General features: G+C 73.7%; 22 protein-coding genes and 1 pseudogene. 15 read left to right on the top strand and 8 right to left on the bottom strand.

Annotated elements, in window-relative coordinates:
- Positions 1-33: 33 nt before the first annotated feature.
- The 4 genes from JSQ78_RS07905 to JSQ78_RS07890 all read left to right on the top strand — a co-directional run bounded on the left by JSQ78_RS07905 (position 34) and on the right by JSQ78_RS07890 (position 5,212).
- A complete protein-coding gene (locus JSQ78_RS07905; protein ID WP_211446855.1) occupies positions 34-432 on the top strand; it encodes a VanZ family protein in 399 nt (132 codons plus the stop codon).
- A 102-nt stretch (positions 433-534) separates the two neighbouring features.
- Positions 535-1,563, top strand: coding sequence for a 3-oxoacyl-ACP synthase III (locus JSQ78_RS07900; protein ID WP_211446854.1), 1,029 nt, complete (start codon positions 535-537; stop codon positions 1,561-1,563).
- Positions 1,560-4,241, top strand: coding sequence for an alpha/beta fold hydrolase (locus tag JSQ78_RS07895; protein ID WP_211446853.1), 2,682 nt, complete (start codon positions 1,560-1,562; stop codon positions 4,239-4,241). Before JSQ78_RS07900 ends, JSQ78_RS07895 begins: the two co-directional genes overlap by 4 nt.
- Positions 4,238-5,212, top strand: coding sequence for an NAD-dependent epimerase/dehydratase family protein (locus JSQ78_RS07890; RefSeq protein WP_211450664.1), 975 nt, complete (start codon positions 4,238-4,240; stop codon positions 5,210-5,212). Before JSQ78_RS07895 ends, JSQ78_RS07890 begins: the two co-directional genes overlap by 4 nt.
- Before the next feature lie 61 nt (positions 5,213-5,273).
- Here JSQ78_RS07890 and ctlX read toward each other — a convergent pair whose 3' ends face one another.
- Both ctlX and JSQ78_RS07880 read right to left on the bottom strand, forming a co-directional pair.
- Positions 5,274-6,275: a citrulline utilization hydrolase CtlX gene (gene ctlX / locus JSQ78_RS07885; protein WP_211446852.1), complete on the bottom strand. Its 1,002-nt coding sequence runs from the start codon at positions 6,273-6,275 to the stop codon at positions 5,274-5,276.
- Between the two features lie 75 nt (positions 6,276-6,350).
- Positions 6,351-6,749 carry a cupin domain-containing protein gene (locus tag JSQ78_RS07880; protein ID WP_211446851.1) on the bottom strand — a complete coding sequence of 133 codons (399 nt, stop codon included), beginning with the start codon at positions 6,747-6,749 and terminating at the stop codon, positions 6,351-6,353.
- Between the two features lie 55 nt (positions 6,750-6,804).
- On the opposite strand from JSQ78_RS07880, the gene JSQ78_RS07875 reads away from it, so the two are divergent.
- A complete protein-coding gene (locus JSQ78_RS07875; RefSeq protein ID WP_211446850.1) occupies positions 6,805-7,134 on the top strand; it encodes a cupin domain-containing protein in 330 nt (109 codons plus the stop codon).
- 4 nt (positions 7,135-7,138) lie between these two features.
- On the top strand, positions 7,139-8,119 hold the full coding sequence (locus tag JSQ78_RS07870) for an NAD(P)H-quinone oxidoreductase (protein WP_211446849.1): 981 nt from the start codon (positions 7,139-7,141) through the stop codon (positions 8,117-8,119).
- A gap of 374 nt (positions 8,120-8,493) precedes the next feature.
- On the opposite strand, the pseudogene JSQ78_RS14075 reads toward JSQ78_RS07870, so the two are convergent.
- Positions 8,494-8,685 (bottom strand): annotated as a pseudogene (locus JSQ78_RS14075) (polyketide cyclase); the annotation flags it as partial.
- Between the two features lie 2 nt (positions 8,686-8,687).
- Positions 8,688-9,047, bottom strand: a complete 360-nt coding sequence (locus JSQ78_RS07860; RefSeq protein WP_211446847.1) for an ArsR/SmtB family transcription factor — start codon at positions 9,045-9,047, stop codon at positions 8,688-8,690.
- A 100-nt stretch (positions 9,048-9,147) separates the two neighbouring features.
- Between JSQ78_RS07860 and JSQ78_RS07855 the strand changes: the two genes are divergently transcribed.
- From JSQ78_RS07855 to JSQ78_RS07840, 4 genes are all read left to right on the top strand, one after another.
- A complete protein-coding gene (locus JSQ78_RS07855) occupies positions 9,148-9,924 on the top strand; it encodes an SseB family protein (protein WP_211446846.1) in 777 nt (258 codons plus the stop codon).
- 70 nt (positions 9,925-9,994) lie between these two features.
- On the top strand, positions 9,995-11,059 hold the full coding sequence (locus tag JSQ78_RS07850) for a 2,3-butanediol dehydrogenase (protein WP_211446845.1): 1,065 nt from the start codon (positions 9,995-9,997) through the stop codon (positions 11,057-11,059).
- An 87-nt stretch (positions 11,060-11,146) separates the two neighbouring features.
- Positions 11,147-11,641, top strand: a complete 495-nt coding sequence (locus tag JSQ78_RS07845; RefSeq protein ID WP_211446844.1) for an MFS transporter — start codon at positions 11,147-11,149, stop codon at positions 11,639-11,641.
- A gap of 94 nt (positions 11,642-11,735) precedes the next feature.
- Positions 11,736-12,215 (top strand): glutathione peroxidase, encoded by a 480-nt coding sequence (locus tag JSQ78_RS07840; protein WP_211446843.1) that lies wholly within the window; start codon positions 11,736-11,738, stop codon positions 12,213-12,215.
- A 10-nt stretch (positions 12,216-12,225) separates the two neighbouring features.
- On the opposite strand, the gene JSQ78_RS07835 is transcribed toward JSQ78_RS07840, so the two are convergent.
- Genes JSQ78_RS07835 through JSQ78_RS07825 form a run of 3 tightly spaced genes read right to left on the bottom strand, consistent with a single transcriptional unit; the run spans position 12,226 to position 15,365 of the window.
- Entirely contained in the window at positions 12,226-13,407 is a 1,182-nt protein-coding gene (locus JSQ78_RS07835; protein WP_211446842.1) for a thiolase family protein, read from the bottom strand.
- Between the two features lie 32 nt (positions 13,408-13,439).
- Complete coding sequence (locus tag JSQ78_RS07830; RefSeq protein ID WP_211446841.1) at positions 13,440-14,600, bottom strand: acyl-CoA dehydrogenase family protein; 1,161 nt, start codon at positions 14,598-14,600, stop codon at positions 13,440-13,442.
- A gap of 6 nt (positions 14,601-14,606) precedes the next feature.
- Positions 14,607-15,365, bottom strand: coding sequence for an SDR family NAD(P)-dependent oxidoreductase (locus tag JSQ78_RS07825; protein ID WP_211446840.1), 759 nt, complete (start codon positions 15,363-15,365; stop codon positions 14,607-14,609).
- Positions 15,366-15,607: 242 nt separating this feature from the next.
- Between JSQ78_RS07825 and JSQ78_RS07820 the strand changes: the two genes are divergently transcribed.
- Genes JSQ78_RS07820 through JSQ78_RS07810 form a run of 3 tightly spaced genes read left to right on the top strand, consistent with a single transcriptional unit; the run spans position 15,608 to position 18,631 of the window.
- Positions 15,608-16,780, top strand: coding sequence for an acyl-CoA dehydrogenase family protein (locus JSQ78_RS07820; RefSeq protein ID WP_249295541.1), 1,173 nt, complete (start codon positions 15,608-15,610; stop codon positions 16,778-16,780).
- Positions 16,781-16,791: 11 nt separating this feature from the next.
- The gene (locus JSQ78_RS07815) at positions 16,792-17,862 is read left to right on the top strand and encodes a 3-hydroxyisobutyryl-CoA hydrolase (protein ID WP_249295540.1); all 1,071 of its coding nucleotides are present in this window, start codon (positions 16,792-16,794) and stop codon (positions 17,860-17,862) included.
- A complete protein-coding gene (locus tag JSQ78_RS07810) occupies positions 17,855-18,631 on the top strand; it encodes an enoyl-CoA hydratase-related protein (protein ID WP_211446835.1) in 777 nt (258 codons plus the stop codon). Before JSQ78_RS07815 ends, JSQ78_RS07810 begins: the two co-directional genes overlap by 8 nt.
- A gap of 12 nt (positions 18,632-18,643) precedes the next feature.
- Here the strand turns inward: JSQ78_RS07810 and JSQ78_RS07805 are convergent, their stop codons facing one another.
- Positions 18,644-19,192 carry a MarR family winged helix-turn-helix transcriptional regulator gene (locus JSQ78_RS07805; protein WP_249295539.1) on the bottom strand — a complete coding sequence of 183 codons (549 nt, stop codon included), beginning with the start codon at positions 19,190-19,192 and terminating at the stop codon, positions 18,644-18,646.
- Positions 19,193-19,255: 63 nt separating this feature from the next.
- Between JSQ78_RS07805 and JSQ78_RS07800 the strand changes: the two genes are divergently transcribed.
- A complete protein-coding gene (locus tag JSQ78_RS07800) occupies positions 19,256-20,047 on the top strand; it encodes an electron transfer flavoprotein subunit beta/FixA family protein (protein WP_211446834.1) in 792 nt (263 codons plus the stop codon).
- The gene (locus tag JSQ78_RS07795; RefSeq protein ID WP_211446833.1) at positions 20,044-21,009 is read left to right on the top strand and encodes an electron transfer flavoprotein subunit alpha/FixB family protein; all 966 of its coding nucleotides are present in this window, start codon (positions 20,044-20,046) and stop codon (positions 21,007-21,009) included. The genes JSQ78_RS07800 and JSQ78_RS07795 overlap by 4 nt, the downstream gene beginning before the upstream one ends.
- The last annotated feature ends 249 nt before the right edge of the window (positions 21,010-21,258 follow it).

Raw genomic sequence — 21,258 nt, 5'->3', positions numbered from 1 at the left:
TTGCAGGCGTGTACGGGGTGCGACGATCGACGCATGAGCTCTCGAGCGTGGCGCCGCACCGCGGCGGTGCTGTTCGCGCTCGCGCTCGTCGCGCAGCTCGTGGTGCTCTACGTGCCCGACCCGCCGTCGGGCACCCCCGCGCCGCCGGGCTCCGACAAGCTCGTCCACTTCGCAGTGTTCGCCGCGCCGGCGCTGCTCGGCGTGCTCGCCGGGCTCCGGCCGCTCTGGCTCGGCGCGGCGCTCGCGGCGCACGCCGTGCTGTCGGAGGTCGTGCAGCACCTGCTGCTGCCCGGCCGCTCGGGCGATGCGTGGGATGCGTTGGCTGACCTCGCCGGCGTCGCCGTCGGCCTCGCGGCAGGCTGGCTCGCGCGACGCAGTGCGAGCGGCACGCTCGGTGCGCGCGATCGCGCACCCAGGCATCCGGCACGCTGAAGCCGAGGCGTTTCCCACGCGCCCATGCAGATCGACCACAGGTCGCGTCGATACCGTTATCGGTGCGCGACCGCGCCCAGCCGCCTCCCACGGAGACCTCATATGACAGGCAACGCGACCACCCGCTTCGACAACGTCGCCCTGCTGTCGGTCGCGAGCACTCTGCCCAGCCGGGTGACGACCTCCGAGGACATCGAGCGCCGCCTCGATGACGCGCTCTCGCGGCTGCGCCTCAAGGGCGGACTGCTGCGCCGGGTCGCGGGGGTGCTCGAGCGCCGCAACTGGGATGCGACGGCGGGGGAGTCCGCTGACGCCGCGACCGTCGACGCGGGTCGTCGCGCGCTCGCCGAAGCCGGCGTCGAGCCGGGCCAGGTCGGCCTCCTCATCAACACGAGCGTCACGCGCAAGCACCTCGAGCCCTCCGTCGCCGTGCGCCTGCACCATGAGCTCGGCCTGCCGACGAGCGCGATCAACTTCGACGTCGCGAACGCGTGCCTCGGCTTCGTCAACGGCATGAGCCTCGCGAGCGGCATGATCGAGGCCGGGCAGATCGACTACGCGATCGTCGTCAACGGCGAGGATGCCGACGACATCCAGGTCAACACGATCGACCGGCTGCTGCGCGACGACGTCGACCGCACGGGCTTCTTGAGCGAGTTCGCCACTCTCACGCTCGGCTCCGGCTCCGCCGCCGCCGTGCTCGGCCGCGCCGACAAGCACCCGGACGGCCACCGCATCCTCGGGGGCGTCACGCGCGCCGCGACGCAGTTCCACGACCTGTGCGTCGGAAGCGTCGACGGCATGTACACGAACGCGAAGGAGCTGCTGAAGGGCGGCCTCGACCTCGTCGTCTCCGCTTGGCGCGAGGCCGCGCCCGAGTGGAACTGGTCGAAGATGGATCGCTACATCACGCACCAGGTCTCCTCGGTGCACACGAACGCGATCATCAAGGCGGCGGGCCTCGACCCGGCCCGCGTGCCCACGACCTTCCCGCGCCTCGGCAACGTCGGCCCCGCATCCATCCCCATCACGCTCGTCGAGGAGCGGGAGCACCTGCAGCGCGGCGATCGCGTGCTGCTCATGGGCGTCGGCTCGGGCCTCAACACGGCCATGATGGAGCTCGCCTGGTGACTGCTCCCGCCGCCCCCGCCGCGCTGCCGCCGACGGGGCTGCCGGGGCTCGACCCCGCCTGGAGCCGGCTCGTCGCCGTGCCGGGCACGGGGGCGGATGCGGGACGCACCCGCACGTGGCACGTCCTGGACACGGGTGGTGAGCTCGAGCGCCTCGGCGCGGCCCGCGCCGGCACGATCCTCGCGGTGCACGGCAACCCGACGTGGAGCTACCTGTGGCGGTCGCTGCTGGCCGCGTCGGTCGCGGCCGCTGCAGCGGGGGAGCCCGCGTGGCGCGTGATCGCCGTCGACCAGCTCGAGATGGGCTACTCCGAGCGCACCGGGATGCACCGGCCGCTCGCGCAGCGCGTCGCCGACCTCTCGGGACTGACGGATGCGCTGCAGCTCGAGGGCCCGGTCGTCACCCTCGGGCACGACTGGGGCGGCGTCGTCTCGCTCGGCTGGGCCGTCGACCACCCGCGGCCGCTCGCGGGCGTGACGCTGCTCAACACGGCGATCCACCACCCGGAGGGTGTGCCGATCCCCGCGCCGCTGCGGCTCGCGGGCGCGCGCGGCGTGCTCGCCGCCTCGACCGTCGCGACGACCGCGTTCCTCGACACGACGCTCACGCTCGCGAGCCCGCCGCTGCCTGCTGAGGTCAAGGACGCGTTCCGCGCGCCGTACGGCTCGGCCGATCGGCGCGGCGGCATCGGCGGCTTCGTCGCCGACATCCCCGTCGATGCCTCGCACGAGAGTCGCGCGGAGCTCGACCGCATCGCCGCGGGCGTCGCGGCGCTCGAGGTGCCGGCGCTCATGCTGTGGGGGCCGAAGGACCCGATCTTCAGCGACCGCTACCTCGACGACCTCGTCGACCGGCTGCCGCACGCCGACGTGCACCGCTTCGAGGGCGCGAACCACCTCATCGCTGAGGAGCGCCCCTACGCAGAGGCGATCCTGCAGTGGCTGAGCGGCAGCGCGGTCTCGATGCGTCGTCCTGCGGTCGACTACTCGACCAACGGGATGGCGGAGGACTTCGTCCCCCTCTGGTCCGGCCTCGACGCCCGCGCCACCGACGACGACGTCGCCGTCATCGACATGTCCACGAAGCGCGGCCCCGCCCGCCGCGTCACCTGGCGCCAGCTCCACGACCGCGTGCTCGACCTCGCCGCGGGCCTCGCGGAGCTCGGGGTGCAGCGCGGCGACCGCGTGTCGCTCCTCGTCAAGCCCGGCCCGACCCTCACCGCCGTCATCTACGCGTGCCTCCGCATCGGCGCGGTCGTCGTCGTCGCCGACGCGGGCCTCGGCGTCAAGGGCCTCACCCGCGCCGTCCGCGGCGCGTGGCCCGACGCCATCATCGGCGAGCGGCTCGGCCTCACCGCCGCCCGCGCGCTCGGCTGGCCCGGCATGCGCATCTCCGCCGAGCGGCTGCCCTACGCCGCGAAGGCCGCGCTCGACGTCTCGCACAGCCTCGGCCAGGTCGCCGCGCTCGGCGCCGCGATCCGCTCGAGCGGCGCGGCGCCGCCGCCCGAACCCGGCCCCGACGACGACGCCGCGATCCTCTTCACCTCCGGCTCCACGGGCCCCGCGAAGGGCGTCGTCTACCGCCACGGCCAGCTGAGCGCCCTCCGCGACGTGCTCGCGCGCCACCTCGAGATCACGCCCGAAACGGGCCTCGTCACGGGCTTCGCGCCGTTCGCGCTCCTCGGCCCGGCGCTCGGCACGCGCTCCGCGACGCCCGACATGGACGTCTCCGCGCCGCGCACGCTCACCGCGACCGCGGTGGCCGCGGCGGTGCGCGAGTCCGAGGCCGGCATCGTGTTCCTCTCGCCCGCGGCGGTGCTCAACGTCGTGGCGACGGCGGATGCGCTCGGTCCCGACGAGCGCGCTGCGCTCGCGCGCGTGCACACGTTCCTCTCCACCGGGGCGCCCATCGGCGAGGCCCTGCTCACCTCGGCCGCCGAGGTGATGCCGAACGCGACCCCGCACACGCCCTACGGCATGACCGAGTGCCTGCTCGTGACCGACGTGACGCTCGAGGGCATCCGGGCCGCCGCATCCGCCCCCGACGCCGGCGTCTGCGTCGGGGAGCCCATCGGCGACAATCGCGTGCTCGTGAGCGCGCTCGACGCCGAGGGCCGCGCGACCGGCGCGCCGAGCGCCGAGCCGGGCGTGCTCGGCGAGATCGTCATCGCCGCGGGGCACCTCAAGGACCACTACGACCGCCTCTGGCTCACCGACCGGATGGCGGCGCGCGAGACCGAGGCGCTCGTCGACGCGGACGCGCCCCGCTGGCACCGCACCGGCGACCTCGGCCACCTCGACGCCGAGGGGCGCGTGTGGATCGAGGGCCGCACGCAGCATGTCATCGTCGCCGCCGACGGCCCGATCGCGCCCGTCGGCCCCGAGCAGGACGCCGAGTCGGTCGACGGCGTGCGCCGCGCGGGCGTCGTCGGCGTCGGCCCGCACGGGCTGCGGCAGGCCGTCGCGGTCGTCGAGACGATCCCGCCTGTCGCCCGTCCGGGCCTCGCCGAGCCGGAGCTCGCCGCCGCCGTGCGCGAGCGCTCCCGCGTGCCGCTCGCCGCCGTGCTCGCGGTGCCGCAGCTGCCGACCGACATCCGCCACAACTCCAAGATCGACCGCTCGCGCCTGTCCGCCTGGGCCGAGCGCGTGCTCGCGGGCGAGAAGCCGAGCGCGCCGTGATCGTCGTCACCGGCGCATCCGGCTTCCTCGGCCGCGCGGTCGCCGCCGAGCTCGTCGCGGCCGGGCACGAGGTGCGCACGTTCCAGCGGCGCCCGTCGCAGGTGCCCGGGGCGACGGATGTCCTGGGCTCCGTCACCGACGCATCCCTCGTCGCGCGCGCCCTCGACGGCGCCGAGGGCGTCATCCACCTCGCCGCGAAGGTCTCGCTCGCGGGCGACCCGGCGGACTTCCGGCGCGTGAACGTCGACGGCACCCGCACCATGCTCGACGCCGCCGAGCGCGCGGGCGTCTCGCGCTTCGTGCAGGTCTCGTCACCCTCGGTCGCGCACGCGGGCGCGGCGCTCGCGGGCGTCGGCGCCGAGCCGGCCTCGCCCGAGCACGCGCGCGGCGACTACGCGCGCACGAAGGCGGAGGCCGAGCTGCTCGCGCTGTCCCGCGACTCCGCCTCGATGCGGGTCGTCGCCGTGCGGCCGCACCTCGTGTGGGGCCCGGGAGACGCGCAGCTCACCGAGCGCATCATCGACCGCGCGCGCCGCGGCACGGTGCCGCTGCTCGACGGCGGCACCGCGCTCATCGACTCGACCTACGTCGACAACGCCGCCTCCGGGATCGTCGCAGCGCTGCGCCGCGCCGACACCGCCCACGGCAAGGCCTACGTCATCACGAACGGCGAGCCGCGCGCGGTCGGCGACCTCATGGCCGGCATCTGCCTCGCCGCAGGCGTGCAGCCGCCGCGCTTCAGCGTGCCAGCCGCGCTCGCGAAGGCGGCCGGCAGCGCGATCGAGCGCGCCTGGGCGATCCGGCCGGGTCGGGACGAGCCGCCCATGACGCGCTTCCTCGCCGAGCAGCTCTCGACCGCCCACTGGTTCGACCAGCGCGACACGCGCCGCGACCTCGACTGGGCGCCGAGCGTCTCGATCGACGAGGGCCTCCGCCGCCTCGCGGCGCACTACCGCTCCGCCGGCGGCTGAGCCCCATCCCGCGGGCTGCGCCGGTCCGCGCGCGAAGCGCGACCGGCGGAGAGTTCCTCGGCTACGCGAGGAGCCCGCTGCCCTCCGCGGCGAGCGCGTCGTCCGCCGCCGCGTGCCCGGGCTTCACGCCCGGCCGCGGGTCGAGGTGGATGCCGGCGATCATGCAGCGCACCGAGCCGCCTGAGAGCTCGAGCGTCGGGATGTCGACCGCGACGATCTCGGCCGAGCGCTCGATCGCGGCGACCTGGTCATCGCGCAGCGAGCGCCGCGCCCGCGCCGACATCGCGACGATCGGCCGCCAGCTGCCGTCGGCGTGCCGGCCGGTCAGCTCGATCGCGTTGCCCGCGAACTCGCCCACCTGCGCCTCGGTGAGCTCGACGACCTGCCGACCGTGCACCGACAGCCGCTCGCGCAGCGCTTCGCGACGCGACGCATCCGGCACCATCTCGAGCGCGAACATCGCCATGCGGGTGCCGATCCAGCCGAGCACGTTGGTGTGGTAGACCGGCAGGCCGCCCGAGTCGACGGCGTCGAACGCCATCGGCTCGTAGGCGAAGTCGGCGCAGAAGCGCTCGAGTGCCACCTGGTCGGCGCGGTGGCTGCGCGCCATGTAGGCGACGCGCGAGTCGTGGTCGATCACCATCGCGCCCGTGCCTTCGAGGAAGATGCCGTCGGCCTCGAGGCCCGAGTAGTCGACGATCGTCTGCACCCGGTAGTGCGCCTTGAGCATCTCGAGCACGTCGCCGCGGCGCTCGTGCCGGCGGTTCGCGGCGAACATCGGGAAGACGCCGACCATGCCACCCGGATGCGTCGAGATCCAGTTGTTGGGGAAGACGCTGTCGGGGCGCGTGGGGTCGTCGTCGTCGAAGACGTGCACCGTCACGCCCGCCGCGCGGAGCGCGTCGGCGACCGCGTCCATCTCGCGCGTCGCCTGCGCCGACAGGGCCGCGGGGTCGACCGCGGGCGGGTCGGCCTGGAAGGCGTTGTCGGCGGCCGTCGCGGGGTTCACGCGGAACCGGCGCGAGCGTACGAGGATGACGGCGGAGGGCGCGACGTTGCTCACGAGAGCCGAATGTAGCGCGCGCGAGCGCCCTCCCCGCGCCGCGGGCCCGCGATCTTGATCGAGGGCTGAGCCGGGTCAGCCGACCGGCCGCCCGCCGATGCCGAGGCCGCCCTTCCGGCGATGCATCGAGAGGTAGCGCAGGCCCTCCTCACCCGCGGTCACCGCGCGCCGCGAGCCGCGCGGCAGCCACACGATCGCTCCGGCGCGCAGCTCGATCGGCTCGCCGTCGCCCTCGAGCGTGCCGGCGCCCGCGAGCACGTGCCACAGCACGTCTTCGGCCGGCCCGTCGTGCGGCTCGATGCGCCCGAGCGGCGGGAGCGCGATGACGTTCGCGTCGAGGTGCCGCTCGGGCTCCGCGAGCCGCCACACCGCGCCGCGCTCGTCGGCCGCGCCGGTGCGCGCGGCGAGCGCTGCGCCGTCGGCCACGACGCGAGGCGCGCCGAGCGCGCCCTCGTGACCCACCGCATCCGTCATGTCCGCCTCCGCGGCCAGGCTAGAGCCCCGGCGCGATTCCCGGCATGCTGGGGGCATGGACACCGTGCACCTGCCCACCCTGACCGACGAGCTGCTCGCGACCGCGCGCGAGGCCTCGAGCGGCCGCGCCGGGCGGTCGACCCGCTCGGGCCGCGCGCTCTCGCTGCGGCAGACGGTGCTCGCGCTCACCGAGGGCAACGGCATGGACGACCACTCCGCGAACGGCGAGGGCACGCTGCACGTGCTCGTCGGCCGCGTGCGGCTGCGGTGGGGGAGCGCGTCGGTCGAGCTCGCGGCCGGCGACCTCGTCGACATCCCCGACGAGACGCACGCGGTGGATGCGCTCACCGACGCGGTGCTGCTGCTCACGATCGCGGTGCGTTGACGACGTGAAGGCGATCCGGCAGCGCGCGGCGGGCGCGCCGCTCGAGTGGGAGGATGCGCCCGATCCCGTCGCGGGGCACGGCGAGGTCGTCATCGACGTCGTCGCGACCGCCGTCAACCGGGCCGATGTCATGCAGGCGGCGGGCAAGTACCCGCCGCCGCCCGGCGCCTCCGAGATCCTCGGGCTCGAGTGCTCGGGCACGATCACGGCGCTCGGCGAGGGCGTGGAGGGGTTCACGCTCGGCGAGCCGGTGTGCGCGCTGCTCGCGGGCGGCGGCTACGCCGAGCGGGTCGCGGTGCCGGCGACGCAAGTGCTGCCCGTGCCTGCCGCCATCGCGCTCGACGAGGCGGCGGCGCTCCCCGAGGCGGTGCTCACCGTCTGGACCGCCATCCGCGACGTGCCGCCGCCCTCGCCCGACGGCGTCGCGCTCGTGCACGGGGGCTCCGGCGGCATCGGCACGATGGCGATCCTGCTGCTGCGCGCCCGCGGCTGGCGCGTCGCGACGACCGCGAGCGCGCGCCACCACGAGCTCGTGCGCTCGCTCGGCGCCGAGCTCGCGATCGACTACCGCTCGGAGGACTTCGTCGAGGCGGTGCTCGGCGCGACCGAGGGCCGCGGCGCCGAGCTCGTGCTCGACGTCATCGGCGCCGACTACCTCGACCGCAACCTCGACGCGCTCGCCCTCGACGGGTCGCTCACGATCATCGCCGTGCAGGGTGGCTCGAGGGCGGAGATCGACCTGCGCCGGCTCATGCAGCGCCGGGTGACGCTCCGCGCCATGACGCTCCGCGCGCGCCCGATCGAGGGGCGCGGCTCGAAGGCGGATGCGGTGGCCCAGGTGCGCGAGCACGTCTGGCCGCTCTTCTCGACCGGCGAGATCCGCCCCGTGATCGGCACGACGATGCCGCTCGCCGAGGCCGGCGCGGCGCACGCGCTCATGGGCTCGGCGGATGCGCCGGGCGGCAAGATCCTGCTCGTCCGGTGAACGCCAGGCGGGCCGGCCGACGCGACCCCTTCGCGCCGACTCGACCCGTCGCGGCAGCCACCCGACCCCGTCTCGCCGACGCGACCCTTCGCAGCGCCCAGGCGACCCCCTATCGGCGACGCGACCCGCTGCAACGGCTCGCGTCGGCGGGAACGGGTCAGCTCGAGCCCGGGCGACGCTGCCGGGTCGCCGGCACCTCGACGACGGCGTGTCGCGGCCCCGTCACATGTGGGTGGCCGGTGGTGGGATCGAACCAGGCACGACATGCCGCCGCCGAACTCCCACGTCACGCGATAGCGCGCGCGGTCGTCAGCGGGCGGTTCGCACTCGAGGATCTCGCCGCCCGCGTTGCCCTCGGTCTGGTAGCGGCCGCCGAGCCGCAACTCGCCAGAGACCGGGAGGAACCAGCGCCCGATGCGCGCGGGATCCGTCACGGCGCTCCACACGTCGTCGATCGGGGAGGGGTAGCGCTGCGCGAGGGACTGCACGCGCGCGGGCGCGCCGTCGACCTCCGTGCTCCCCACCGTGCGCTCCACCGCGCCGAGCTGTGCCTGGACATCCACCATGGTCATCCCTCCGTCGTGCTGTCGCGCTCGGCGTCGAGCCGCCGCTGGCGGCGTCCTCGCGCGAGTTCGGTGTCGAGCGCCGCGAGCCGCGGCGCCCAGGAACGGTCGAACGCGCTGAGCCACTCGCTCGCCGCGCGCGGACCGGCCGCATCGACCGCGTAGAGGCGCCGTCGCCCCTCGGGCCGCACGCTCGCGAAGCCCTGCTCGCGCAGCACCCGCAAGTGCTGGCTCACCGCCGGCTGGCTGATGCCGAACTCGGCACCGATCGTCTCGGCGAGCTCGCCCGCGCTCGACTCGCCGTCGGCGAGCAGCTCGAGGATGCGTCGCCGCACCGGATCGCCGAGGACGTCGAACGCGTGCATGCGAGCACTGTTGCATCGTGCTTTATATAAGTCAAGACTGAATCGTGCATCGTCGGCAGACTCTCTGCCGCGCGGCCCGAGAAATCGCTAGCGTGGTCGCATGGCAGAGCTCGTGGACAACAGCCGGGTGCGGCGGGCAGTGGCGGCGTTCGCCGCCGACCGCTCGCAGGAGACGATGATCGACGTGCTGCGCGCGTGCCTCACGGGAGAGCTGCTGCTCGACGTGACAGGCTCCGAGCTCGACATCTCCGACGGCCGGCTCCACACGGGGTCGAAGCTGCGCATCAACCAGCGCGTCGGGCCCGACGGGCAGCGCGCGCTGCTCGCGTTCACGAGCAACGCCGAGATCGCCCGCATCCACCCGGAGGGCACGCGCTACCAGTCGATCGCGCAGCCGGCGGCCGCGGTGCTCGAGCTCGCGCAGCGCCAGGGTGCCGCGTGGCTCTACATCGACCCGGCCGAGAAGACCGCAGCCCTCTCGGCGGCCGACATCGACTTCGCCCTGCGCCATCCGCGCAACGACCGGCTGAGCGCCGCGATCGCGGCGGCAGATGCGGGCACCGGCTCGCGCGCGGAGGTCATCACCGCGCTCGTCGCCGAGGGGCCGCTCCTGCTCGCCGGTCAGCCGGCCGAGGGCCAGGAGAGCGACGCGCCCCCGCAGCTGCGCGTCACGCGCCGCGACGACGGCAGCACGGCGCTCGTCGCCTACACGTCGGCTCCCGAGCTCGCTGCCCGTGACCTGCGCGACGGCATCGTCACGACGACCACGACGCACGTGCTCGAGCAGCTGCAGCAGGGGCCGTTCGCCGCGATCGTCATCAACCCTGCGGGGCCCTGGATCGAGCTGCGCCGCGAGGAGCTCGTCGCGGCAGGCTGACGCGCGCGTCCAGCGCGCTCTGATGCGCGCGCGCCATGGTGGAGGCTCCATCGACGAAGGGAGTCGCGACATGAAGGCGGCGATGTACTACGGCAAGGAAGACATCCGCGTCGAGGAGGTGGAGGAGCCCGAGACGCGCCCCGGCACCGTCAAGATCGCGCCGGCCTTCAACGGCATCTGCGGCAGCGATCTGCACCTGTACCACGACGGCCCGATCCCGCCCGCGCCCTCGGCCGACCAGCCGCATCCGCTCTCGAACGAGACGCTGCCGGTCGTCATGGGCCACGAGTTCTCGGGCGTCGTCGAGGAGCTCGGGGAGGGCGTCGACGGCCTCGAGGTCGGCGATCGCGTCGTCGTCGAGCCGCTCATGGTCGACGGCACGTGCCCCGCGTGCCAAGCCGGGAAGTACAACCTGTGCGAGCAGATGGGCTTCATCGGCATCTCTGGCCTCGGCGGCGGGCTGAGCGAGCGCATCGTCGTCGATCGTCGCTGGGTGCACCCCGTCGGCGACCTGCCGCTCGACCAGGCGGCGCTCATCGAGCCGCTCGCCGTCGCGCTGCACGCCGTCAAGCACGCGGGTGCCGAGGAGGGCCAGACGGCCGTCGTCGGCGGCGCGGGCCCCATCGGCCTGCTCGTCGCGGCGGTGCTGAAGGCGAAGGGCCTGCGGGTGATCGTGTCGGAGATGTCGACCGCGCGCCGCGAGAAGGCGCGCGACACCGGGGTCGCGGATGTCGTGGTCGACCCGGCGAAGGAAGACCTCGCCGAGGTCGTGCGCACCGACACCGAGGGCCGCGGCGCGGAGGTCGCGTTCGACGCGGCGGGTGTCGGCGCCGTCGTGACGCAGCTGCTCGACGTGCTCGGGCCCGGGGGCCGGCTCGAGATCGTCGCGATCCACACGAAGCCGTACGAGCTGGACGTCACCGCGGGCCTCACGATGCAGGACCGCGTCATGGGCGCGTCGATCGGCTACGCCAACGACCACGTCGAGGCGATCGAGCTCGCCCGCAGCGGCGCCGTCGACCTCGCGCCCTTCATCACCGGACGCATCCTCGTCGACGATATCGTCGAGCAGGGATTCCGTCAGCTCATCGACAACAAGGAGCACGAGGTGAAGATCCTCGTCTCGATGCGCTGACGCGCGTCGCCCGAAGGCCCTCGCCTGCTCGGCGAGGGCCTTCTCCATGCCCCGCGTCACGCCGAGGCGATCTCTTCGAAAGGACCCTTGCGAAGCATCCAGGGCGTCGGCGGGCTGCTCGGCGGCCTGTGCTCTGCGGCGGTGCTGCGGCGCATCGGCGAGCGGCGGCTCGTCGCGGCGGGGCTCGCGCTCCTCGGGCTCGGCACGGTCTTCGCGTTCGTCGCGGTGCAGTGGCCGCTCGTGGAGGCATGGATGCGCTGGGGCGCGATGGGCGGCGCGCAAGCGCTCATCGGGTTCTGCGTGCCGTGGATCATCGTGGGCGTCGTGACGCTGCGGATGCGGCTCACGCCGCCGCGCCTGCAGGGCCGCACCTCGGCGGCGCTCAACGTGTCGATCAACGTGCCGCAGATGCTCATGCTCGCCCTCGGCAGCGCGCTGCTGACGGTCGTCGACTTCCGCTGGCTTGTCGGGGTGGCAGCGGCCGGCGTGCTCGTCGCGGCGCTCGCAGCGTGGTCGAGCCGCCGCCTCGACGCGCCGCCCGCCGCCCCCGCACCGCAGAGTTCCGGCACTCTGTCGTCTTGAGGTCTGCAGAGTGCAGAGTTCCGGCACTCTGCGCGGCGTCGGGCGGGCGGGCGGCTCTCGGTGCGCGCATAGCAACGCGCGGCAGAGTGGCGGCATGACGACGCTCAGCGACTTCCAGGCAGAGGCCCTCACGGGCGAGCAGGTCGATCTGAAGGACTTCGAGGGCAAGGTCGTGCTGGTCGTGAACACCGCAAGCCAGTGCGGGCTGACGCCCCAGTTCGAGGGGCTCGAGCAGCTCTATCGCGAGCTGCAGGAGGACGGGCTCGTCGTGCTCGGCTTCCCCTCCGACTCGTTCAAGCAGGAGCACGACTCGGTCGAGCAGATCGCCGAGGTGTGCCAGCAGAACTACGGCGTGAGCTTCCCGATGTTCGCGCCGATCGAGGTCAACGGACCGTCGACGCATCCCGTCTTCCAGTGGCTGAAGGACGAGAAGAAGGGGATGCTCGGGGGCGCGATCAAGTGGAACTTCACGAAGTTCCTGGTCGGCCGGGATGGCCGCGTGATCGAGCGCTTCGCCCCGACGACGACGCCCGCCGAGCTGCGGCCGCAGGTGGAGCAGGCGCTCGCCGCGTAGCTGAGGGGCGTCAGTCCAGGCGCTCGATGATCGTCGCGTTCGCCATGCCCGCGCCCTCGCACATCGTCTGCAGGCCGAAGCGCCCGCCGCTGTGCTCGAGCTCGTTCACGAGCGTCGCGAGCAGCCGCGTGCCCGACGAGCCGAGCGCGTGCCCGAGCGCGATCGCGCCGCCGCGGGGGTTGAGCCGATCGAGGTCGGCGCCCGTCTCGCGCAGCCACGCGAGCGGCACCGACGCGAACGCCTCGTGCACCTCGAACGCATCGATCTCGTCGATCCGCATGCCGGCCCGGTCGAGCACCTTCGCGGTCGCCGGGATCGGTCCGGTGAGCATCATAATCGGGTCGTCGCCCACGACCGAGAACGCGACGAAGCGGGCGCGCGGTCGGAGGCCCAGCGCATCCGCCTTCTCCTTCGACATGATGAGCGCCGCCGACGCGCCGTCGGTGAGCGGTGACGAGTTGCCGGGCGTGATGCGCCACTCGATCTCGGGGAAGCGCTCCGCGTAGCGCGGATGCTCGAACGACGGGTTCAGACCCGCGAGCCCCGCGCGCGTCGTCGACGCGCGCACCGTCTCGTCGAGCCGATGCTCGCCCGCGGGCGTCGCGATCGGCACGACCTCGCCGTCGAATCGGCCGTCGGCCGCGGCCGCCGCGGCGAGCTCGTGCGAGCGGGCGGCGAAGTCGTCGAGCTCGGCGCGGCTGAAGCCCCACTTCGCGGCGATGAGCTCGGCCGAGATGCCCTGGTGCACGAGCCCGTCGGGGTAGCGCTCGGCGAGCCGCGAGCCGTGGATGTCGCGCTCGATCGCGGCCGTGCCGAGCGGCAGCCGGCTCATCGACTCGACGCCGCACGCGATCACGACGTCCTGCGAGCCGGCCATGATCGCCTGCGCCGCGAAGGTGGCCGCCTGCTGGCTCGATCCGCACTGCCGGTCGATGGATGTGCCGGGCACGTGCTCGGGGAAGCCCGCGGCGAGCAGGGCGTTGCGCGTCACGTTGCCCGACTGCTCGCCGACCTGCTGCACGCACCCGCCGATCACGTCGTCGACGATCGCGGGGTCGATGCCCGTGCGCGCGACGAGCTGCTCGAGCACGCTCGCGAGCAGGTCGACCGGGTGCACCTCGAACAGGGCCCCGCCCGGCTTGCCCTTGCCCGACGCGGTGCGCACCACGTCGACGATCACTGCTTCACGCATCCGTCATCCCTCCGCCGCCCCGTCGATCGCCGCTACGCCCGGGTCCGCTTCGCGATGTCGCGCGCGATGATCTCCTTCATGATCTCGGTCGTGCCGCCGTAGATCGTCTGCACGCGCGAGTCGCGGAACGCCCGCGAGATGGGGAACTCGTCCATGAAGCCGTAGCCGCCGTGCAGCTGGAGGCTGCGCGTGATGACGCGCTGCTCGAGCTCGGTCGCCCACCACTTCGCCTTCGACGCGTCGACGGTCGTCAGGTGCTGCTCGTTGAGCGCGAGGATGCAGCGTTCGACGTAGGCGCGCGTGACGTCGAGCTCGGTCTCGAGCTCGGCGAGCGTGAAGCGCACCGTCGACAGGTCGCCGATCGCGGCGCCGAACGCCTGCCGCTGGAAGACGTACTCGCGGCCCCAGTCGTAGGCGGCCTCGGCCGACGCGAGCGCGCCGCACGCGATCGACAGCCGCTCGCGCGGCAGCCGCTCCATGAGGTAGACGAGGCCTCGACCGGGCTCGCCCACGACGTTCTCCGCCGGGATCCGCACATCCTTGAAGAACAGCTCGGCGGTGTCCTGCGCGTGCAGGCCGAGCTTCTTGAGCTTGCGGCCGCGCTCGAAGCCGGCCATGCCGTTCTCGACCAGGAAGAGCGTGAAGCCGCGCGAGCCGGCGGCTGGGTCGGTGCGGGCGAAGACGAGCACCTTGTCGGCGTGGAAGCCGTTCGTGATGAACGTCTTCGAGCCGTTGAGGATCCAGTCGTCGCCGTCGCGCACGGCGTTCGAGTGGATGCCCTGCAGGTCGCTGCCCGCTCCCGGCTCCGTCATGCCGATCGCACCGATCGAGGTGCCGGCGGCCATCGGCGGCAGCCAGCGCTCGAGCTGCTCGGGGGTGCAGAGGTCCATGAGGTAGGGCAGCACGATGTCGTCGTGCACGCCGAGCGTCGCGTCGACAGAGGCGGCACCGATGCGGGCGAACTCCTCGCTGATCACCATGCGGAAGCGGTAGTCGTCGACGCCCATGCCGCCGTGCTCCTCGGGCACCGCGATGCCGATGAGCCCTGCCTCGCCCATGAGCGGGTAGAGCTCGTCGCCGATCATGCCCGCCTCCTCCCACTGCGCGTAGTGGGGCGCGATGTGGCGAGCGGTGAACTCGCGCACGCTCTCGCGGAACGCGTCGTGCTCGTCGTCGTAGAAGCTGGAGCGCATCGTGACCTACCTCGGTGCCATTCGGATGGAGCCGTCGAGCCGGATGGTCTCGCCGTTGAGCATGGGGTTCGCGACGATCTGCGTGACGAGCAGCGCGTACTCCGCAGGCCGCCCGAGCCGGGCGGGGTGGGGCACCTGCTGGCCGAGCGAGACCTGCGCGGCCTCGGGGAGCCCCGCGAGCATCGGCGTCTCGAACAGGCCCGGCGCGATCGTCATGACGCGGATCTGGAGCGCCGCGAGCTCGCGCGCGAGCGGCAGGGTCATGCCGGCGATGCCCGCCTTCGACGCGGAGTAGGCGGCTTGCCCGATCTGGCCGTCGAAGGCGGCGACGGATGCGGTGCTCACGATCACGCCCCGCTCCTCACCGATCGGCTCGAGCGCGGCCATCCGCTCGGTGGCGAGCCGGATGACGTTGAACGTGCCCACCAGGTTGATGTCGATGACGCGCTGGAAGGTCTCGAGCGAGAAGACGCCGCGCTTGCCGAGCACCTTCGCGGCGGCGGCGACGCCGGCGCAGTTGACGACGAGGCGGAGGTCGCCGAGCTCGGCTGCGACGTCGAGCGCCGCGGCGACCGCGGCCTCGTCGCGCACGTCGGTGGCCGCGAAGCGCGCGCCCTCGAGCTGCTCGACGGCCTGGGCCTGCGGAGTGCCGCCGAGGTCGGCGACGACGACCTTCGCGCCTGCGGCGAGCAGCGCGCGCGTGGTCGCGAGGCCCAGCCCCGATGCTCCGCCGGTGACGAGGGCGACCTGCCCGGTGATGTCCATGCGCACCCTTCGCGGCGCCGCCATCGGCACCATCGCCCCTGAACCTAGCGAGCGCATCCGCCCCACCTCAACTGAGAGGTCTTCAACCGGATAGCAGGTGGGGCGCGACACATATCTCCTCGCCCCACCGGCTGTCCGGTTGAAGACAGAGCGGGGTGGCGCGCCACGCGCCGCGAGTGGTAGATATGTGGACGTCCACCGAACTGAGTGGACGCGCAAGCATGCGACGAGGAGGTCGTGCCGTGAGCACCCTGACCCACCCGGCCGAGGCGACGTCGGCGATCAGCGCCGAGGAGCGCGCCGCGCTCGTCGAGGCGGTGCGCGACTTCGCCGACGCGCGCCTCGCGCCGTTCGCCAACCAGCGCGACGCCGACCACGAGTTCCCCGTCGAGACGCTCCGCGAGGCGGGCTCCCTCGGCCTCGGCGCGATCGTCGTGCGCGAGGACGTCGGGGGATCCGGTCTCGCCCGGGTCGACGCATCCGCGATCTACGAGGAGCTCGCGCGCGGGGACGTCGCGATCGCGGCCTACATCTCGATCCACAACATGGTCGCGTGGATGATCGACACCTTCGGCACCGACGAGCAGCGCCACGCGTGGCTGCCGAAGCTGTGCTCGATGGAGCACCTCGCGAGCTACTGCCTCACCGAGCCCGGCGCGGGCTCCGACGCGGCGGCGCTCGCGACGAGCGCCGTGCGCGACGGCGACGACTACGTGCTCACCGGCACGAAGCAGTTCATCTCGGGCGCGGGCAGCTCGGCGGTCTACGTCGTCATGGCGCGCACGGGCGAGGCCGGCGCGCGCGGCATCTCGGCGTTCATCGTGCCGGCCGACGCACCGGGCCTCTCGTTCGGCCCCGACGAGCACAAGATGGGCTGGAACGCGCAGCCGACGAAGCAAGTCATCCTCGACGGCGTGCGCGTGCCGGGCGCGAACCGGCTCGGTGCGGAGGGCGACGGCTTCGGCATCGCGATGCGCGGCCTCAACGGCGGCAGGCTCGGCATCGCCGCGTGCTCGATCGGCGGCGCGCAGTTCGCACTCGAGCGCACGATCGCCTACGTCAAGGATCGCTCGACGTTCGGTGCCCCGCTCGCGAGACGGCAGCACGTCATGTTCCAGCTCGCCGACATGGAGACCGAGCTGCAGGCGGCGCGGGCGCTGCTCGTGCAGGCGTCGGCGAAGCTCGACGCGAAGGCGGCCGACGCGCCCGCCGCGTGCGCGATGGCGAAGCGATTCGCGACCGACGCGGCGTTCACGGTCGCCGATGAGGCGCTCCAGCTGCACGGCGGCTACGGCTACCTGCACGAGTACGGCATCGAGCGCGTCGTGCGCGACCTGCGCGTGCACCGCATCCTCGAGGGCACGAACGAGATGATGCGCATGATCGTCGGCCGCTCGCTGCTGGGCGCTCGATGACGGGCGGGCACGTGCGCACCGAGCACGTCCGCACGGAGCTGCGCGGCGCGCTCGGCGTCATCGTGCTCGACCGGCAGCCGGCGCTCAACGCGCTCACGCACGAGATGGTGCTCGGGGTGGCGGATGCGCTGCGGCAGTGGGCGGACGACGCGCGCGTCGAGCGCGTGGCGATCACGGGCGCGGGGGAGCGGGCGCTCTGCGCGGGCGGCGACGTCGTCTCGCTCGTGGACGACATCCGCGCGACGGGCGGCGAGGGCGCCGGCCGCTTCTGGCGGGACGAGTACGCGCTCAACGCCGCGATCGCGCGCTACCCGAAGCCGATCGTCGCGATCCAGCACGGCATCGTGCTCGGCGGCGGCGTCGGCCTCTCGGGGCACGCGAGCCACCGCGTCGTCACCGACTCGACGCGCATCGGCTTCCCCGAGGTGACGATCGGCTTCGTGCCCGACGTCGGCGCCACGTGGCTGCTCACTAGGCAGCCCGGGGAGCTCGGCACGCGCGCCGCGCTCACCGGCGACCACTTCGGCGCCGCTGACGCGATCCTGCTCGGGCTCGCCGACACCTACGTGCCAGAGCGCCGGCTCCCCGAGCTCCTCGCGGCGCTCGAGGCCGCGGAGCCCGACGACGCGATCGGCCGCTTCGCCGCCGAGCCGCCCGAGGGCCGGCTCGAGGGCGAGCGCGCCGTCGTCGACGAGGCGCTCGCCGGCGACGACGTGACGGCCCTGCTCGAGCGGCTCGACGCATCCGGCCCCGAGGGGCAGGCGATCGCTGCCACGATCCGGAAGCGCTCGCCCTTCGCCGTCACCGTGACGCTCGCGGCGCTGCGCCGCGCGCGCGGCCTGCCGAGCCTCGAGGCGGCGCTCGTCGACGAGTACCGCGTCTCGCGCGCGACCACGCTGCAGCCCGACTTCGCCGAGGGAGTGCGGGCGCAGCTCATCGACAAGGATCGCGCTCCGAAGTGGCGCCCATCGTCGCTCGCGGAGGTGACGCCTGCCATGGTGGAGGCGAGCTTCGCAGCGCCGCCGGAGGGCGACCTGCAGCTGCCCGCCGTCACCGATCGCACGAGGAGCACGCATGAGTGAGCACGAGACCATCCGCGTCGAGCGGCAGGGCCGCGTCGCCTGGATCCACCTCGACCGGCCCGAGGCGCTCAACGCCCTCAACGCGCAGCTCATGCGCGAGGTCGTCGCGGTCGCGAAGGAGCTCGACGCCGATGACGCGATCGGCGCGATCGTCGTGACCGGCTCGGAGCGCGCGTTCGCCGCCGGCGCCGACATCAAGGAGATGGCGGGCAAGTCGACCGCCGAGATGCGCGCCGACGGCCACTTCGACGCGTGGCTCGAGTTCGCGGCCGTCGAGAAGCCCGTCATCGCGGCGGTGTCGGGCTACGCGCTCGGCGGCGGCTGCGAGCTCGCGCTCATGTGCGACATCATCCTCGCCGCCGACACCGCGACGTTCGGCCTGCCCGAGGTCGGCCTCGGCGTGATCCCGGGCATCGGCGGCACGCAGCGCCTCGTGCGCGCCGTCGGCTACCCGAAGGCGGCCGAGATCATCCTGACCGGGCGGCGGGTGGGCGCCGAGGAGGCCGAGCGCATCGGGCTCGTCTCGCGCGTCGTGGCGGCGGATGCGCTGCTCGAGGAGGCGGGGAAGGTCGCCTCGGGCATCGCGGCGAAGTCGCTGCCGGCGCTCCGCGCCGCGAAGGCGGCGATGGATGCGGCGCTCGAGGTGCCGCTCGCCGAGGGGCTCGCCATCGAGGCCGAGCGCTTCACCGGCCTGTTCGACACGGCCGACCAGAAGGAAGGGATGGCGGCGTTCAGTGAGAAGCGCGAGCCGAGGTTCCAGCACCGCTGAGGCCGGGGATGCTCACAGCGGCTCCGCCACCGGCCGCGGATCCTCGAAGTCGCCCGCGCGCTTCCGCATCCGCGCGATGAGCCGCACGAGCTCCGCCGCGTCCTCGTCGTCGATGTCGAGCCCCGTGAAGGCTCGCTCGTTGAGCGCGACCGTCGCCCGCTCGACGAGCTCGCGCCCCGCATCCGTGATCGCCAGCACCGTCGCCCGACCGTCGGTCGGGTGCTGCTCGCGCGTCACGAGCCCGTCGCGCACGAGCCGGTCGACCGTGCTCGTCACGCTCGTCGAGTGCACCTGCAGCCGCTTCACGGCCGACTTCATGGGCAGCCGCCCGTCGCGCGTGAACGCGAGCAGCCGCAGCACCTCGAAGCGCGCGAACGACAGCGAGAACGGCCGCAAGCACGCCTCGACCGGCGCGACGAGCAGCTGCTGCGCGCGGTTCACCGAGGTCACGAGCGTCATGCCCGGGACGGCATCCGTCCAGCCGTGCTCGATCCACTGGCGGCGGGCCTCGGCGATCGGATCCATCGGCATCGGCCTGCTGTTCGTCGGCCTGCTGGGCATCGGCTCCTCCTCGTCGATCACCGTACCGTTGCCTCAGCACCGCACCACGAAGGGAACCGCTCGATGAAGATCGTCGTGCTCATGAAGCCCGTCCCCGACACGTACGGGCAGCGCGTGCTCGATCTCGAGACCGGCCTCGCCGATCGAGCCGCGAGCGAGACCGTCATCGACGAGATCGGCGAGCGCGCCCTCGAAGCGGCGCTGCAGCACGCCGAGCAGGCCGGCGACGCCGAGGTCGTCGTGCTCTCGATGGCGCCGACCGAGTCGCAGTCCGCGCTCCGCAAGGCGCTCGCGATGGGCGCGGCGTCAGCGGTGCACGTCGCAGACTCGCGGCTCGCGGGCGCCGACTACGTGCGCACCGCCGAGGTGCTCGCCGCGGCCCTGCGCAAGACGGGCTTCGACCTCGTCATCGCGGGCGACGCATCCACCGACGGCACGGGCGGCGTGATGGCCGCGATGCTCGCCGAGCTGCTCGACGCGCCCGGCATCACCCGCCTCGAGGCGATCGAGATCACGGCGGATGCGGTGCGCGGCACCCGCGCGACCGACGGCGGGACGATGGTCGTCCAGGCGTCGCTGCCCGCCGTCGTCTCGGTGACGGAGGCGCTGCCCGACCCGCGCTTCCCGGCGCTGCGCGGCATCATGAACGCGAAGAAGAAGCCCGTCGAGCAGCTCACGCTCGACGACCTGCCGCTCGACGAGATCGGCGCGGCGCTCGACGAGACGGCGGCGCCGCGCTCGATCATGACCTCGATCGCCGAGCGGCCACCCCGCTCCGCGGGCACCATCATCACCGACGAGGGCGACGCGGGCGAGCGCATCGCGGCCTTCCTGGCCGAGCGGAGGCTCGCGTGAACCCCATCCTCGTGCTGCTGCCCGCCGCTCCCGCGGGCGGGCTCATCGCCGGCACCGCCGAGGCGATCGGCGCCGCCGCCTCGATCGGCACGCCCATCGCGGTCGTGACCGGCCCGGCGGATGCGCTGCCCGGCCTCGCCGAGCAGGCCGCGTCGTTCGGCGCCGCGCGCGTGCACACGGCGGTCATCGAGGGCCCCGAGCTCGGCGCGCCCGCCGCGGACGCCTTCGAGGCGGCCGCGCGGCTCGTGCAGCCCGAGCTGGCGCTCGTGCCGGCGACCGTCGAGGGCCGCGAGGCGGCCGGCCGGCTCGCCGCACGGCTCCGCGCACCGATCGCCGCCGACATCGTCGGCGTCGCGCGCGACGAGCAGGGCGTCGTCGTGCGCCACTCCGTCTACGGCGGTGCGTACGGCGTCGAGTCGGCCGCGACCTACGGGCCACTCATCGCGACGTTGCGGCTCGGCTCGATCGACGCCCGCGCCGAGGCCGTGACGCCGGAGGTCCAGCCGCTCGAGGTCACGGCATCCGGCCGTCGCACCGCGACGATCGAGCGCTTCGAGCCGATCGCGCAGGTCTCGACCCGGCCCGACCTGCGCACGGCGAAGCGCATCGTCTCGGGCGGCCGCGGACTCGGCTCGAAGGAGCAGTTCGCGCTCATCGAGCAGCTCGCCGACGCGCTCGGCGCCGCGGTCGGCGCCTCGCGCGCCGCGGTCGACGCCGGCTACGTCGAGCCGAGCGCGCAAGTGGGGCAGACCGGCACGTCGGTCTCGCCCGACCTCTACCTCGCGGTCGGCATCTCGGGCGCGATTCAGCACCGCGCGGGCATGCAGACGGCGAAGACGATCGTCGCGATCGACCGGGATGCGTCGGCCCCCATCTTCGAGATCGCCGACCTCGGCGTCGTGGGCGACCTGTTCACGATCGTGCCGCAGCTCACCGCGGCGCTCGAGTCGCGGAAGGGCTGACGATGGAGCAAGCGGTGGCGCTGCGTCGGGGCCTCCCGCGCGTGCCCGGCGGCGAGCCGTGGCCGCCGGCGTCGGCCGTCGCCGCCGACCTCCCGACCAGCGCGACGGCCGCTACGCCGATCCCGGCCGATCCGCCGCCGCAGCCGCGCGACGACGCGGCGACCGTCGTCGACGCGATGCCGGTCGAGCAGCCCGTGGCTGCGACTCCCGCTCCCGCTCCGGCTGCCGTGCGGCCGGCCCCGGCCGGCT

Origin of the sequence: Agrococcus sp. Marseille-Q4369, assembly GCF_018308945.1 — a bacterium.
In the GTDB taxonomy this organism is placed as follows: Bacteria; Actinomycetota; Actinomycetes; order Actinomycetales; family Microbacteriaceae; genus Agrococcus.
Note: the sequence above shows the minus strand (reverse complement) of the source record. Positions and strands in the feature narration are given on the sequence as shown.